The organism is Lactococcus sp. LG1267, assembly GCF_017309545.1.
Lineage (GTDB): Bacteria > Bacillota > Bacilli > Lactobacillales > Streptococcaceae > Lactococcus > Lactococcus petauri.
Genome location: NZ_CP071295.1, coordinates 1,323,371 through 1,338,948, shown reverse-complemented (window position 1 = coordinate 1,338,948; position 15,578 = coordinate 1,323,371). Strand labels below are relative to the sequence as shown.

At 40.4% G+C, this 15,578-nt stretch carries 11 protein-coding genes and 1 riboswitch; all 11 genes read right to left on the bottom strand.

Annotated elements, in window-relative coordinates; all coding sequences use genetic code 11:
- Nucleotides 1-49 precede the first annotated feature (49 nt).
- Nucleotides 50-2,725 carry a cation-translocating P-type ATPase gene (locus J0J33_RS06595; protein WP_165719552.1) on the bottom strand — a complete coding sequence of 892 codons (2,676 nt, stop codon included), beginning with the start codon at nucleotides 2,723-2,725 and terminating at the stop codon, nucleotides 50-52.
- 186 nt (nucleotides 2,726-2,911) lie between these two features.
- Nucleotides 2,912-3,011: riboswitch (yybP-ykoY riboswitch) on the bottom strand.
- A 94-nt stretch (nucleotides 3,012-3,105) separates the two neighbouring features.
- Entirely contained in the window at nucleotides 3,106-3,447 is a 342-nt protein-coding gene (locus tag J0J33_RS06590) for a DUF2200 domain-containing protein (RefSeq protein WP_019292551.1), read from the bottom strand.
- A gap of 61 nt (nucleotides 3,448-3,508) precedes the next feature.
- On the bottom strand, nucleotides 3,509-4,399 hold the full coding sequence (locus tag J0J33_RS06585; RefSeq protein WP_019293544.1) for an ROK family protein: 891 nt from the start codon (nucleotides 4,397-4,399) through the stop codon (nucleotides 3,509-3,511).
- On the bottom strand, nucleotides 4,383-5,762 hold the full coding sequence (locus tag J0J33_RS06580) for a glycoside hydrolase family 1 protein (protein WP_206888882.1): 1,380 nt from the start codon (nucleotides 5,760-5,762) through the stop codon (nucleotides 4,383-4,385). Before J0J33_RS06580 ends, J0J33_RS06585 begins: the two co-directional genes overlap by 17 nt.
- 12 nt (nucleotides 5,763-5,774) lie before the next feature.
- Nucleotides 5,775-6,572 carry a MurR/RpiR family transcriptional regulator gene (locus J0J33_RS06575; RefSeq protein ID WP_206888879.1) on the bottom strand — a complete coding sequence of 266 codons (798 nt, stop codon included), beginning with the start codon at nucleotides 6,570-6,572 and terminating at the stop codon, nucleotides 5,775-5,777.
- A gap of 9 nt (nucleotides 6,573-6,581) precedes the next feature.
- Complete coding sequence (locus tag J0J33_RS06570; RefSeq protein WP_206888877.1) at nucleotides 6,582-9,200, bottom strand: glycoside hydrolase family 38 C-terminal domain-containing protein; 2,619 nt, start codon at nucleotides 9,198-9,200, stop codon at nucleotides 6,582-6,584.
- Between the two features lie 57 nt (nucleotides 9,201-9,257).
- Entirely contained in the window at nucleotides 9,258-9,710 is a 453-nt protein-coding gene (locus tag J0J33_RS06565) for a PTS sugar transporter subunit IIA (protein WP_206888869.1), read from the bottom strand.
- Between the two features lie 14 nt (nucleotides 9,711-9,724).
- Nucleotides 9,725-11,218, bottom strand: a complete 1,494-nt coding sequence (locus J0J33_RS06560; protein ID WP_019293549.1) for a PTS fructose transporter subunit IIC — start codon at nucleotides 11,216-11,218, stop codon at nucleotides 9,725-9,727.
- A 195-nt stretch (nucleotides 11,219-11,413) separates the two neighbouring features.
- Complete coding sequence (locus J0J33_RS06555) at nucleotides 11,414-12,151, bottom strand: MIP/aquaporin family protein (RefSeq protein WP_017369576.1); 738 nt, start codon at nucleotides 12,149-12,151, stop codon at nucleotides 11,414-11,416.
- Between the two features lie 51 nt (nucleotides 12,152-12,202).
- Entirely contained in the window at nucleotides 12,203-14,032 is a 1,830-nt protein-coding gene (glpO, locus tag J0J33_RS06550) for a type 1 glycerol-3-phosphate oxidase (protein WP_206888865.1), read from the bottom strand.
- Nucleotides 14,033-14,068: 36 nt separating this feature from the next.
- A complete protein-coding gene (gene glpK / locus J0J33_RS06545) occupies nucleotides 14,069-15,565 on the bottom strand; it encodes a glycerol kinase GlpK (protein WP_019292543.1) in 1,497 nt (498 codons plus the stop codon).
- Between the last annotated feature and the right edge of the window lie 13 nt (nucleotides 15,566-15,578).

Here is a 15,578-nt window from a genome sequence, read left to right as displayed (position 1 = left end):
AAAACGCTCCAAAAGCTGGGAGCGTTTTTTAAATTTTCTTAAAGGATAATTAACCTACTTTGTTTACTGTTGCTTTTGCTTTTTTCTGACTAACAAGTACGCGAAGTGCTTTGATGATTTCCATCATCAAGACAGCACCTAAAGCAAGACCAGCAGCAAGTAACCAGTAGTGCATACTGAAGTTTGCCGGAATGCTAAAGAATTCACGTGTGAAAGGTAAGGTTGTCAAGCTGTAAAGTCCGAGACAGAATACTACCGCACCTAAAACATATTTGTTAGAGAAGAGGCCCAATGAAAGGATTGTTTGTGAATTTGAACGTGCTGTGAAAGTTTGTAAGCTACGTGCCAAGATTAGAGTTGTGAAGGCCATAGCTACACCCAACTCATCTGAAACTTGCATCCCGATATATTGAGAAATAATCGCTGCAATACCAATCAATACACCACGAACTGCAACACTTGCCATCAAACCGCCTTCGAAGATACCTTCGTCAGAAGGACGTGGTTTTTTCTTCATAACATTGGGTTCTGCTTTTTCCATACCCAAGGCAATCGCTGGTACAGAGTCATTTACCAAGTTGATGAAGAGCAATTGCAGGGCTGTAAATGGACTTGCCCAGTTCATAACTAAGGCAAAAACAATGGTAATAATCGCCCCTAAGTTACCTGAGAAGAGGTAACCAATTGATTTTTTAATATTATCGTAGACTGTACGTCCAACCGCTACAGCATTAACAATAGAAACGAAGTTATCATCGGTCAAAATCATTGATGATGCATCTTTGGCAACGTCTGTCCCTGAACCCATAGCAATACCAATATTGGCTTGTTTCAAGGCTGGGGCGTCATTAACTCCGTCACCAGTCATCGCAGTAACATTTGCTTTCTTCTGCCATGCGCGAACAATACGAATCTTGTTTTCCGGTGACACACGCGCATAAACAGAGATTTTCGCCAAGTTGTCATCCAACTCTTGCTCTGACATAGCATCTAATTCTTGCCCAGTCACAGCAATGTCGTTTTCCCCAAAGAGACCGATATCTTGCCCAATCGCACGTGCTGTTGTTTTATGGTCACCCGTAATCATCACTGTACGGATACCTGCTTTTTTCGCTTCCGCAATTGAATCATAAACAGCTTCACGTGGTGGGTCAATCATGGCTGTTAAACCAATCAAGATCAAGTCATTTTCATCTTCCAAATCCAGAACTTCTTTGTCTTGCGCCAAAGGTTTGTAAGCATAAGCCAAAACACGGAGTGCTTTGTTACTGAATGCTTCATTTTGTTTTTGGAATTCTGCTTTTAATTCTTCAGTAAAGTCTTGGACTTGACCGTTGATAAGAACTTTCGAACAACGTGCAAACATCACGTCTGGTCCACCCTTAGTCAACATGAGTTTTTCATCATCAATAAGGTTAATCGTTGACATCAACTTACGGTCGGAATCAAAAGGAAGTTCTGCTAAACGAGGGTAAGCTTCACGAAGTTCTTGATAAGGTTTACCTACCTTGTTGCTAAAAGCAATAAGTGCAACTTCTGTTGGATCGCCGAGCTCTTGCCCTTCTTCATTGATACTTGAGTCATTACACAAGACAGCTGCTTCAATCAGCAGTGCTTCGTCCGACGTCCAAGTTTCTGGCTGATCTGGGAAAGTTTCTTTTGTGGTTGTAGGCAAAAAGTAATCGACAACCGTCATTTTGTTTTGGGTTAATGTCCCTGTTTTATCCGTACAGATAACACTTGTTGAACCTAAAGTTTCAACTGCAGGCAACTTACGAATGATAGCATGTTGTTTTGCCATTTTGTTTGTACCTACTGAAAGGACAATCGTTACAATTGAAGAAAGTGCCTCTGGAATTGCGGCAACAGCGACAGCAACAGCAAACATGAAGGCATCTAACATCTTCACTTCAATATTTGCACCGTCTCCAGCAAAGAAGATACGTGCCGCTTGGATCGCAAAGATAGCAACAGAGAGAATCAGGATAGCAATACCCAGTTGTTTACTGAATTTCTCCAGTTTTTGTTGCAAGGGTGTTTGTTTATCTTCAGCCGTTTCAAGGAGCGTGGCGATTTTACCAATCTCTGTTTGACTTCCGATACCGGTAACGATAAATTCTCCACGCCCATAAACAGTGAGCGCTCCACTGTAGAGCATATTTTTACGGTCGCCTAAAGGAAGTTCCCCTTCAAGCGCTACATCCGTCTTTTCAACTGCTTCGGACTCACCTGTTAACATGCCTTCTTCTACACGCAAGCTCTTACAGGTCAAGACACGTCCATCGGCAGGAACAAAGTCCCCTGCTTCAAGCAAGACAAGGTCACCCACAACAAGTTCACGTGCTGGAATCGTTATTTTTTCACCATTACGTAACACTTTTGCATGGGGCGCCGAAATTTGTTTCAAAGCATCCAATGAACTTTCTGCTTTTTTGGTTTGAATCACAGTGACGATTGAGCTGATTAATACTACACCAAGAATGATGCAGGCTTCAACCACTTCGCCTAATGCCAGCTGAACAATGGTAACAATCAGCAGGACAATAACCATCGGATCTTTAAAAGTGTCCAGTAATATTTTCCAAGTTGGAACTTTGTCTTTACTCTTCAGCTCATTAAAGCCGTCTCGTTCTTGTCTTTCTTTGACTTCTTGCTCCGTTAGACCTTCAACGGTTGTCTGCAATTCCTCAAGGACAAGCTCTGTTTCTTTGTTGTAGAATTCCATTTTAGCTCCTTCTCCAATAGTTAAATATGACGCTTGATATCAAAAGCAATATTTTTTGATTCGAAACGAATAAGACGCTACGGTAATCGATAGATAGTATGATTTTCCCTCCAGCATGAACATCTTTCAATGCTTGTATGTAGCGTATTAAAAAGACCCCTGCCAAATCTGGCAAAGGTCTTGCTAAACATGTCATATCCATGTCAACAAAGCCGGTGAGATTAATGCTCACGGAATGACGACTTTGTTTCGGTTTGCACCGACGCTACTCCCCTTTGGGAATTCATATTCAATATTGTTCTTTAATAATAACAAATTCCCTTAGTAAATGCAAGAATTGGACTCAGTCTGGACACATAAAGCTTCATTATGTCCACGAGTTATGAGGTTATTCTTTTAATCTTTTCCAGACTTTTCCCTTTGGCGAGTTCATCTACTACTTTATCCATATAACGTAGCTTTTTCATAAAGTTGTCTTCGATTTCTTCTACACGAACACCGCAAATCACTCCAGTGATAAGAGGCGCATTGTCATTAAAAGGCTGATTTTCAATCAATTGCCCCAAGCTACCCGTGAGCTGGCTAGGATTCGTGTATCCTGTTAACCAAGTCAAAATCTCATCTAATTCTTCTTTTGTCCGTCCTTTTTTCTCTACTTTTGCCAAGTAAAGCGGATAAACGGTTTCAAATTTCATCTGTTTTACACGATCAGTGCTTGCCATATTCTTTACCTCTATAAAGCCTTTTCTTTTAAGTATATAGAGCGCTGGTTTTTTTGTCAAATCATCTCTGAGCTTTCGGGAAAATAGTGTAAAAATTTAAAGCTGCCCCAATCAGATTTGCATTGTTCATATAATGACAACTTTCAATTCTTGGCAGGATATGAGCTATGTCATAGTTTTGAAGACGTTCTGCTAATTTTTTCTGAAGGATTTCTGGCAAATCTTTCCGCGCTGACATTCCGCCACCAATGATAATTGTATCTGGATCAAGCGAAACTTGGATATTATATAAATAATCAGAAATAATCTCCAGCATATTTTCGATAAGTAAAGTAGCTTGGGGATTTTTTTGATCCATTAAGTCATACAGTTCCTTACCTGAAATTTTCTGCCCTGTCTCTTTGGAATAAGTTTCCGCAGCTTTAACCAATGGTCCGGTTTCGCTAAAAGTTTTATGCTTCGTGTTTTTCATCAAACCGAATTCGCCAGCAAAAAGATGCGCACCTTTATAAAGCTTGCGGTTAATAAAGATAGCTCCACCTACTCCTGTACCTATGACCAAAAAAACAGCATTCTGGGCTTCTTTTCCTGCACCATAATCAATTTCACAAATCCCTGCACAATTGGCATCATTTTCGATAGCCACGGGCAAGTCAAAGCATTGTTCAATTTCATCAAATATAGGACGATTGTGCAGATAGGGTACGGCGCTGATTCCTTCAATCCTTCTTTTCGCTGTATTGACAGCGCCTGGAGACGATATCGCTATTCCTTTAAGCTGTGGATAGTCCTTGATAATACTGCCCATCTTCGCAGTAAGCTTTTCAAAGCTTTCAGGTGTTTTAAAAGAAGCATTATTCAGGATTTTTTCTCCATCCCATAAACCATATTTTACTGCTGTGCCGCCAATATCAAACACGGCGAGCTTATGTCCATTATTCTTCATATCCATTATGCTCACTTAATTTCTTATACCAAAGTCCGCTCTTTTTCACGGTACGTTTATAATCCTCTTTCAAATCAACCCGATAAAAACCATAGCGGTTGCGATAACCATTCAGCCAAGACCAACAATCAATAAAAGTCCACGTGTGGTAACCAAAGCAATTGCTTCCTTCTTCAATGGCTTGATGAAGGTAACTGAGATGCTCCTTCATAAATTCAATGCGATAATCATCTTGGATCATGCCTGAATCATCCATAAACCGCTCCTCATCAGCTACCCCCATGCCATTTTCACTGACAAACCAAGGAAGATTATGATAGTCCTTTTTCATCATCATCGCTACATCATAAATGGCTTGCGGGTAAATTTCCCACCCACGATAAGGATTCATTTTCTTTTCAGGCCAATCATAAGGTTGGTAAAAATCATCTAAGGTTTTGGCGGGGAAGCTTGCATCCTCAGGTGCTTGAACGCGACTCGGTTGGTAATAGTTTAAACCGATAAAGTCTACTGTATTGGCTGCTACATCTTTTTCATCTTCTGGCAATGTTTCAGGTAAGAGTTGGTTATTTTTGAGAAGTTCAACCAAATCAGTGTTGTGTTTTCCAAGCACCGCAGGATCAAGAAAGCTTTTTATATTGACTAAATCAGCGGCTTTTTTCGCTTTTAAGTCTGCTGCTGACTGACTGCGCGCATAGCTCGGAGATACATTCAGAATAATACCGATGGATCCTTGCGGCATAAGTTCTCTAAAGGTTTGAACAGCTTTTACATGTGCCATTACGGTATGATAAGCCACTTGAACAGCTTTTTTGATATCAACAATTGCAGGATAATGAAAGCCTTGTAAATAACCACATTCCACATGAACCATTGGTTCATTGAAAGTGGTCCAATCCTGAACTAAATCACCAAAGCACTCAAAAGCTGTTTGGGCATAAAAACGAAAAGCCTCAACAGATTCTCGGATTTCCCACCCACCTTTATCCATCAACCACATGGGCATATCAAAATGAAAAAGGTTAATTATTGGCTTGACACCATTTTCTTTCATCTTTGTAAAATAATCTCTATAAAAATCAACCGCCTGAGGGTTGAGCGTTTTACCGTCAGGAAGTAGTCGTGTCCATTGGATAGAGGTCCGAATCGAATTAAGCCCGATAGCTTTCATCCGTTGGCAATCCTCTGCGTAATTTTCGTAAAGATTAGAAGTTATTTCTGGGCCTTGTTTTTCATTAAATCTTTCAGGATTTTCTTTAAACCAGTAATCCCATGTAGAAGCAGATTTACCCTCTTTTAGAGAATAACCTTCAGTTTGTGGACCGGATAAAGCTGAACCCCACAAAAATCCTTCAGGAAATTTTTTCATGTTTAAACCTTCTTATTTTTTATTTTTATGTAAAATTTCTTCAGATTTGATCCATTTCTTTACAGAATCAGAAAAGAGATGAAGATAGCGTTCGTAAAGTATGTCTAATTGAATTAAAATCGGAATTTGTGGTGAGATATTCCCGATAGATTCTTCATGTGTTAAGCCCGCTGATATTAGTGTAATATCTGCTTGTTTAATCAAATCAGAATTAGGATTGGAAGTAATCAGTGCTATCGGAATATTTTTTTCCTTTGTTATGGTCATCGCTTCAAGAAGGTTGCTGTCTATTCCTCTCAAGGATGCCACGAGTATCATTTCACCCTCACGGGCAAATTCTGCTGACATTAAGATTGACTTTTCCTCTGAAATGACACGAACATACTTGCCAAACCGTGAAAATTTGAATGAAAAATCAGCTCCTGTATAACTGTTAAAGCCCTTTCCAAAAAAATGAATGATGTTATGATCTTTTATTAAAGCGCACAGCTTGTCCACTTCCACCTCGGAATAAGCATTGTCACTTCGTGTGGCTAAGGCATGGTAAATAGCTGTCACTGCCGATGAAATCGATGGCTTTTCTTTTTTATCCAAGGAAAGGTTGTACAAAAACATGAGTTCCTTGTAATTATCCAAACCAATCTTTTTACAAAAGCGAGTAATCGATGCCTTTGATACGGCTAGTGTTTGTGCTAATTTATCTATATTCAGCGGTGCCTTTTTACTGATAAAATAGTTGGCTATAATCTCCTCAACATAGGTTAATTCCAAACGGTGCGATTCAATTAATATGAAAATATCTTCCTTCATGATTTTTCCTCAATCTATGAAATGAACAGTTTTAATCTGTCCTGCTCTAAAATCTCCCAGATTAATTTTACTATTTTTTTGTCGTTCGGTTAGCGCGATTCCTTTCAAGTCAACAAACTCATAGCGAAGCTCCTGCTCTGACAGAATAAAATTCTCACCCTGAACAGCTTGGGTACTTGGATTATACACCCGTAAGTCCCAACCGCCGTAAAGCTTATTCTTACGGAGTGAACTAAAGACAAGGCCAGGTGCTTTCAAGCTGATATTCTGGGGACTGCAAATTTTTTCTTTCAAGGTATTTGACACAAAATATTTTAAAGTCGTTGTAAAAAGATTTAGACTCTGAATTTGATAGAACGGCAAGGATAAAGCATAATCAAGGTAACTTTTAGCAAGTCGTGCGGGGTTATAATCCTGTTCTAAACTTATGGCAAATTTGAATGTTAATTTTTCCAACAATTGGCTATCAGGTGTTGGGATGTACTTAAAAGCATTACCAGAAGCTACACCTGGCCTTCTGAGCAAATCAGGCCGTCCTAAAAATCCGACACTTCGAAAGAGGGTTAAAGCTAACTGATGGTGATTTTCCCCGATTAATTGATATTCTTTGATTCCTTTGGCAAAAACCGTCCAACTGTTTTTATCATCGTGAACATTAACCCATTTTAGCATGGGGTAAATAGCTGTTGGTTCTTCACGCCAGCCGATTTCTTGCCAATCTTTCAAATGCGGATCTTCTGCTTCACGCTTCACTGTGCCAAAAGGCGTATCTGTGTAAGAATATTGATTAGCAAAAGGAAGATTGATGACTGCACGCATACGATGGTCCAGCGCTTGATTATCTATCGTCAAATGGCATTCGAGATGCTTGCTCCCTTTTTTTAAGGTAATTTTTAATTCGTAGTCTTGTTTTTGTTCGCAAATGCCTTCTGCACGTTCTTTCAAATCCTTGGGAAGGTCCCAAGTACCAGTCAAAATCAGCTCTTGATAATTTTCCCCACAAAAAGCTTTTCGCTCACTTCCCGTAAGTGTCAAATCAAAGACACAATCTGCATGAGCTGGCGAGTAATCGTAAGTATCACCTTCATCACCACCATCTTCAAAAGATAAGATGTTGTCATAACTTTGCTGCTTTTTCTTATCAAATAAATGAAGCTGTCCTTTTTCATAGCTCAGCTTGTAGTAATCATTTTCAATATAATCTTGCTTGTCTTCGCTGATGACCATGCTTGACCGTTGACTTTCTTCAACGAAGTAATTCACAAAACTAAGCGCAGGAACCGTAACTTCTACAGCCAGTTCATGAATATAATAATATTTATCCGGATCTTGAGCAGTTTCTTCGCGTCTGATCTCACCAGAATATTCTTTATTTCTTGCCAGAACATCAAAACTTAGCGCTTCCCCTGCCGTGTTTTTCAGTTGGATATCTTTAAACTCAGTAGAGACATTAATTTTTACTGTTTTAGTTACTTCCCAAGGCAGGGTATTAAAAATGCTGACTTGGTGGTCACAAACTTTTTTCTGTGACTCACTGATTTTTCTGGTCAAGTAGTCGACTATGGAATAAGACAGTTGGTCTGCTTCGATAAAACGCTCGCGAATAATGCGATTGGTTTTATCGCTATTACAGCCGCCCGCACTGTCGTGGGCTTGATTTTTTGCCAGCAATTTCCAGATTCTGTCAATTAAGCCTTGCTTGTTAGCAATACCAAGTTTTTCAGCCATAAGAACGAGTGGTTCTACCTGATAAATCATCCGTCTTTCCAGCTTATCATTCAAATACTTATGGTCGTAACGTGAAGAATAAATCGAGCGATGGATTTTCGAGACTGAGCTGGAGATAAATTCACCTTCAATTGTGGTCAGTTCCTCTTTTTCGAGTTCGGAGAATAGCTCCTCATAATTGCTTTCTTTTAACTCATAATCACTCAGTTTCTGGTTGTAAAAATCAATCCGCTCACGTAGGTTAAAATCTACATAACGCTGGTCTCCTCCTACAGGTAAGACAAGATGTTGCCCCACAGCACCGTCTTCAATCTGCGTCATAAGTTCTTGGGTTTGGTCACTATAAATAAGTCCAATGCCGACAAAATAACCATCCTTAATATTTGCGGCTAAAACTTTTGAACCATCTTCAGCTTGCCAATAAAATTCGCGGTCCCTTGTTTTTTCCTGCGGCAATCCTCGCCAAAAGACTGTACGATCAATTCCTAAACCTTGATATATCTTAGGCATATCTTTGCTCTGGCCGAAAGAGTCTGGCAGGTAACCGATATTCATATAACCACCTAAATCTTCTGCTAATTCCATTCCCAGAGTCAAATTTCTCACAATTGACTCGCCACTTATGATGAGTTCATCTGTTTGAGTATACCATGGACCAATCCAGAGTTTTCCAGCTTGAACCAACTTTTTGAGTCGTGTTTTTTGTTCAGGGAAACTTTGGAGGTAGTCATCCAAAATGCTCATTTGCCCATCGAGGAGATAATAAGAAATTTCATTATTCTCCAAAGCGCTCATTACTTCATCCAAATGATAAGCCAACTGGACGAAAGATTCATTATGAGTAAAATACCATTCTAAATCCCAGTGTGTATGATGAATGACGTGTACTTTTTTCTTCATTTTTACTTCCTTATTCATTTTTCCAAAAGGCCAAATCAAGATGATTTGACCTTTGAGTTAAAAATCAATTTTATCTATAACGGCAGTCAGATTATCCGGGTCTTTCTCTGATAAAATATCTTCACGAAATTGATCATCAATTAATTTTCGAGCGATTAAGCTCAGCAACTTCAAGTGCTCAGTCGCACCTTCCTCAGGAATCGTAAGTGCCAGAGCAACTTTCACGGGTTTGCCATCCAAAGCATTCCAAGGAATTTCATTGGCAAATCTAACGAAAAACATGCCCGGCTTTAAGTTCGTTTTATCTTTACAATGAGGAATGGCGATATGATCTTTAAATCCTGTTGTTGCTTCTGCTTCTCGCTGTTTTAGGCCTTCAAAATATTCGGCTTCATTATCCACAAAACCCAGAGAATGTGCAAACTGTGCAATAACTGCAAAGGCTTCTTCCTGTGTACGTGCGCTTGTATCGAAAAGGATATGTTCTTGATTAAAAACTTCTTTGTTCATCTTTATTCACTTTCTTATTTTGCTTTAGCTTTTACTGGCTTTTTGAATTCAATACCTCGTGTAAATCCAATCAATAATGCGGTGGTCAAAATACCTGCACATACGCACAAAATCCATGTTACAAAAGGAATCGGTTGCTCAATATAACCAATAAAGGTCCCCAGAGGCGAGCCAATACCGCCATAAAATTTCGAACCAGTAGCTGAGATAAGTCCGCCTGCAACAGCTGATCCTACAACGTTTGAGAAAATCATTCGTACAGGATGTGCTGCCACAAATGGAATAGCTCCTTCAGTGACACCGACAATCCCCATACCGAAGGCTGCACTGGCAGCAATTTTTTCATCTTTTGAAAATTTATTTTTAAATAATATCGTAGCCAACCATACACCTAAGGGAGCTACCGAAATCGCTGCTTGTGTTGCTGTACCAGGTACAAAGTTTGCACCTTCAATACCGTATTTTGTCATTGTATCGGTAAATATTGCTGTCCCAAACACCAAAGCCGTTTTATTGATTGGTCCACCCAAGTCAAACCCAATCATTGCGCCACAAATGGCTCCGATAATGATTGGTGCACCTGCGAAATTATTATTTAAGTTGGTTAACCCATCATACATAGCATCCATCCCCACTGAGATTGGATTCCCGATGATATAAAGCACAATCAAACTGATAACTGCTGTTGCAATAAAAGGAATAATCATAATTGGCACGATTGGCATAACAATTTTAGGCCATTTTATTTTTTTCAATCCTTTGACCATATAGCCAACAATGAAAGCCACAATAATAGCACCAATAAAACCTCCACCTGCTTCAGTTCCTAAAAATTCTGGGTCATTAACAAGATAAGCACCAATCATGGCAGGAGCTATTGCGGGTTTGTCTGCAATGGAATTTGCCACAAAACCAGCAAATAGTGGAATCATCAGTTTAAAACCCATCTGCCCAACATAAAAGAGTTTTTCCATGAGGAAGCCCATTTGTGTCGTATTGTCAAAACCCCACTTGACAATACGTCCTAGGTCGTCTCTTTGAAAGGCATAGAGATTGGCAATGGTAAGGAGAAGACCGGCAGCGATGACCATTGGCACCATGTAAGAAATACCACTCATCACATGGGTCAGAAAAGTAACCTTATCTTTATCATTACCAATCTGAATATTCCCTACCTTACTTCCTTTCTTGCCAAAAACTTCAGCCTCAGCGAATGCTTTTTTTATCAAGGCTTCCGAATCTTCAATTGCCGGGATAGATTTTGTAACATAAAGAGGCTTACCTGTGAAACGAATCGGATCAATCTTAATGTCTGAGGCAACAAGTACAAGATCTGCGTTTTCGATCTCTTCAGGAGTTAAGACATTCTCTGCTCCAATAGCTCCATTTGTCTCTACTTTGACCTCATAGCCCATTTTTTTAGCCGCTTTTTCGATAGACTCGGCGGCCATATAGGTGTGCGCTATTCCAGCAGCACAGGCCGTAACGGCTACTATTTTTTTCGACATTTTGTTTCCTCCAAAATTTTTCTTTTAGTTTTGTTATATTTGTAATATAGCACCTCTAATTTTCAAAAGCAAGAGAAAATAAAGCGTTTTCTTTATTTAGTTTTTATTCCCATAAGCTGGAGGATTACTGGTATTTTTTTCATAAAAAAAAGAGCTAGATCTTTGTCTAACTCTGCTTTTGTCTAATATTTCAATTTATTTACTTGCAAATTGAATAACCATGTTAAAGAGAAGGGCGCCTAAGCTACCGCCAATGATTGGACCTACGACAGGAATCCATGCGTAAGACCAGTCAGAATCTCCTTTGCCCTTGATAGGTAAGATAGCGTGCATGATACGAGGACCTAAGTCACGTGCAGGATTCAAAGAGTAACCGGTTGTCGCACCAAGTGATAAACCGATGGCTGTGATGATAGCACCGACTAAAAGAGGTGAAACACCAGAAGTTTGCGTAATGGCATATTGACCAAAGGCCAGAATACCTGTCGTTAAGACTGCTGTTCCAACAATTTCACTGATTAAGTTCGATCCCGTCTGACGAATGGCTGGACCTGTAGAAAATGTACCTAAGATATCTGCTGGATTTTTAGTTTCAGCATAGTGAGGGTAAAACATCAGGTAGAGGATAATACTGGCAACCATTGCCCCGAGCATTTGCGCGATAATATAAGGGAAAACCAAACTCCAGCTAAAGCTACCAATCATTGCCATTGCAATTGTTACTGCTGGATTCAAGTGGGCAGGCGACATAAATCCGGAAATGTAAACCCCCATCATTACTGCAAAGCCCCAACCGAGTGTGATAGCAACCCACCCTGCTCCTGTTGCTTTCGTCTTGTTCAGAACAACGCCTGAAACTACACCGTTACCAAGAAGGATTAAGATAAATGTGCCTAAAAATTCACCGAGTAATTGTACCATTTCTGAGTGCATATTGACTCCTTTTTTCTATATTTTATTTGTTTCAATCATCGTTGGACTCTTCTACTTCTTCAAGTCCGACAAGGCAGATTCACGAAGTGCTTCTTCCAAAGCTTTTTCTTGTTCTGCTTTTTCTTCTGCAGACCAGCCGAGATATTCCGCCATGGCATTAACAACATGTACCTTGATAGCATCTACGCCTTCACGCATAAATAAAATATGGTTGGTACGACGAAGCAAGTAATCCACGGGCGTCAAGATCATTTCATCTTCAAGCGCATAACGTAAACGTGCTGATTCGGCGAGAGATAGACCTTCATATGGCTCCATTTCAGAAGCATAGGCAAACACTTGGAGGGCGTTCATGCCATAAAAGTCCGCAATGTATTTTGCTTCTTCTTCTGTAAGTCCTGCAGCAACACCAACTTTCATGTTTTCAGCAACAACTTCTTCAACCTTAGTTGGGTCAAATTCACCACCAGAGATTTGGTATTTTTTAGAGTCAATAGGTTCATATTTCAAACCAAAGTCCTCCTCAAGCAGTTGGCAGATAAGCTCCATCGCACCCGCTGCCATTTTGCGATAGTCCGTGATTTTTCCGCCCGCTAGAGTAATCAAACCATCGCTCTCGCGTTCGAGGGAACTTCCACGAGATACGGAAGATGGTGCATCTCCTTTTTCGGAAAGGCTTGATTCCATATTGTTCAATAAATGCTCTACTTCGGCTTTTGTTGCTGTTTTATTTTTATAGCGGAGCACTGCCTCAACGACAGCGTTAAAGCTGGTTTCAGAAACCGCACCATTATCCCCACCGTTATAGTCTGAACCAGAATTTCCACCTAATAATGGGCGCAATCCAGCCCATGAAGCTTCAATGTCATTAATCGTGATATTTGCTTCAGGGTAGCGGAAATTAATGACATCCAAGAGGTAATCCACATCTTCTTGGGTTACTTTTGGATCAGTAAAGTCGCCATGATAATCTGTATCTGTCGTACCAAAATAAGTTTTATTTTCACGTGGAATAGCAAAGACCATACGTTTATCGTGTTTGCCTGTGTCAAAATAAGTTGGTTGTGGTACAGGTAGTTTAGCCGCATCCACTACCAGATGTACACCTTTTGTTGGACGCATTTTTGGCACGATAGGACGTGTGAAGTTCAGATAACGAATCTTGTCTACCCAAGGACCACTTGTGTTAATCACAAGTTTAGCTTTGACTTCAATGACTTGGTCTGTCAACAAATCACGCGCACGAACACCAGAGATTTGTCCATCGGTATAGGTAAAATCAATGACTTTCATCTTGCTAATGGCTTGCGCACCGTCTTCTACGGCTTTCTTGATATTATCAATTACCAAGCGTGCATCATTGTTACGATAGTCAAGATAAACACCAGCTCCTTGTAACCCTTTTTTCTTGATGAGTGGCTCACGGCGCAATACTTCTTCTGGTGAGATAGTATAGTTAGCATATGGTGAGTCTTCATCCACACCGGCCAAACGGTCATACAAATCCATCGCAATTTTCACAGAAAACATATCAAAAGTTGTCTTGCCTTCATCATCGTAGATAGGAAGTAACATCGGATCTGGCTTAGGAATATGGGGCGCAATGCCTTGAACAACAGCACGTTCTGAAACCGTATCAGAAACAACTTCGACATCGAAGTTTTTGAGGTAGCGGATCCCTCCATGCACGAGTTTTGTCGACCGTGAAGATGTTCCCTCTGAAAAGTCCTGCATTTCAAGTACGGCAACTTTCATGCCAGCAGCCGCTGCTTGTAATGTCAATCCAGCACCAGTGATTCCCCCTCCGATAACGAGTAGGTCCATCTCTTCATTTTGAACTTTTGTGATTGCTTCTTGTCTTGTTTTTTTAGAAAAAGCCATTTCTATTCTCCTTTTAGGTTACTGTCTAATTGCTTATTATTTGAAAGCGCGTGTCGCATTCACGGCTTTTTTCCAACCGGCATAAAGTTCTTCTCTGCGTTCTTCTTGCATTTGAGTTTGGAAAATTTTGCCCGGTTCATAGGATTCTTTAAGTTCTTCTAAGTCTTTCCAGAAACCAACAGCTAGTCCTGCAAGGAAGGCTGCACCAAGTGCTGTTGTTTCCAAATCGCCCGCACGTTGGATTGGGATATTCAGGATATCCGCTTGGAACTGCATCAAGTATTCATTGTTTGCAGCACCGCCGTCTACCTTGAGCACAGACATATCGATTCCTGTATCTTCTTTCATGGTGCTGACTACATCACGAACTTGATAAGCAATCCCTTGTAAGGTTGCTTTCACAATATCTTCTTTTGTTGTTCCACGTGTCAAGCCAAACATCGCACCACGCGCTTCTTGGTCCCAATACGGAGCACCAAGACCGACAAAAGCTGGCACTACATAAACTTCATCTTGACTCCTAGATTGGAGTGCCACTTCTTCGGAATCACTGGCCCGCTCCAACATTTTCAAACCATCACGTAACCATTGGATAGATGAGCCTGCGACAAAGATGCTTCCCTCTAAGGCATAATATACTTTTCCGTTAATACCATAGCCAATCGTTGTCAGCATGTTATTTTTCGAAATATGGGGTTTCTCACCTGTGTTCATGACAATAAATGAACCTGTACCATAGGTATTTTTAATCATCCCAGGCTCAAAGGCCATTTGACCAAATAATGCAGCTTGCTGGTCTCCCGCCATACCAGAGATTGGTACTTCAGAGCCGAAGAAATGGAAACCTTTAGTTACACCATAAACTTCTGAGTTGGACTTAACTTCTGGAAGCATTGAAGCTGGAATATTAAGAATTTTCAGGATTTCTTCATCCCATTTCAACTCGTGAATATTGTAGAGCATAGTACGGCTGGCATTCGAATAGTCGGTATAGTGTGCATCGCCATCTGTCAACTTCCACAAGAGCCATGTATCGATGGTTCCAAAGAGGAGCTCGCCCCGTTCGGCACGCTCTTGTGCACCTTCTACGTGATCAAGAATCCAACGAATCTTTGTGGCTGAAAAGTAGGAATCAACAATAAGTCCTGTCTTTTTGTGGAAGAGTTCATCATGCCCTGCTTCTTTAAGGCCATTGGCAATGTCGGCAGATTGACGAGATTGCCACACAATAGCATGGTAAATGGGCTTGCCTGTCTTTTTGTCCCAGATAATGGTGGTTTCGCGTTGGTTAGTTATACCGATACCGGCAACCTGTACAGGTTTGATACCAGATTCGATAAAAGCTCCTGCGATAACAGACTGTACAGAGTTCCAAATCTCGTTGGCATCATGTTCGACCCAACCTTCTTTAGGAAAATACTGGGTGAATTCCTTTTGGGAACTCCCAATGTGTTTACCCTGTTTATCAAATATAATAGCTCTTGAGCTTGTTGTACCTTGGTCAATTGCCATAATGTAAGAAGTTTCTGTCATGTTCGTTCTCCTT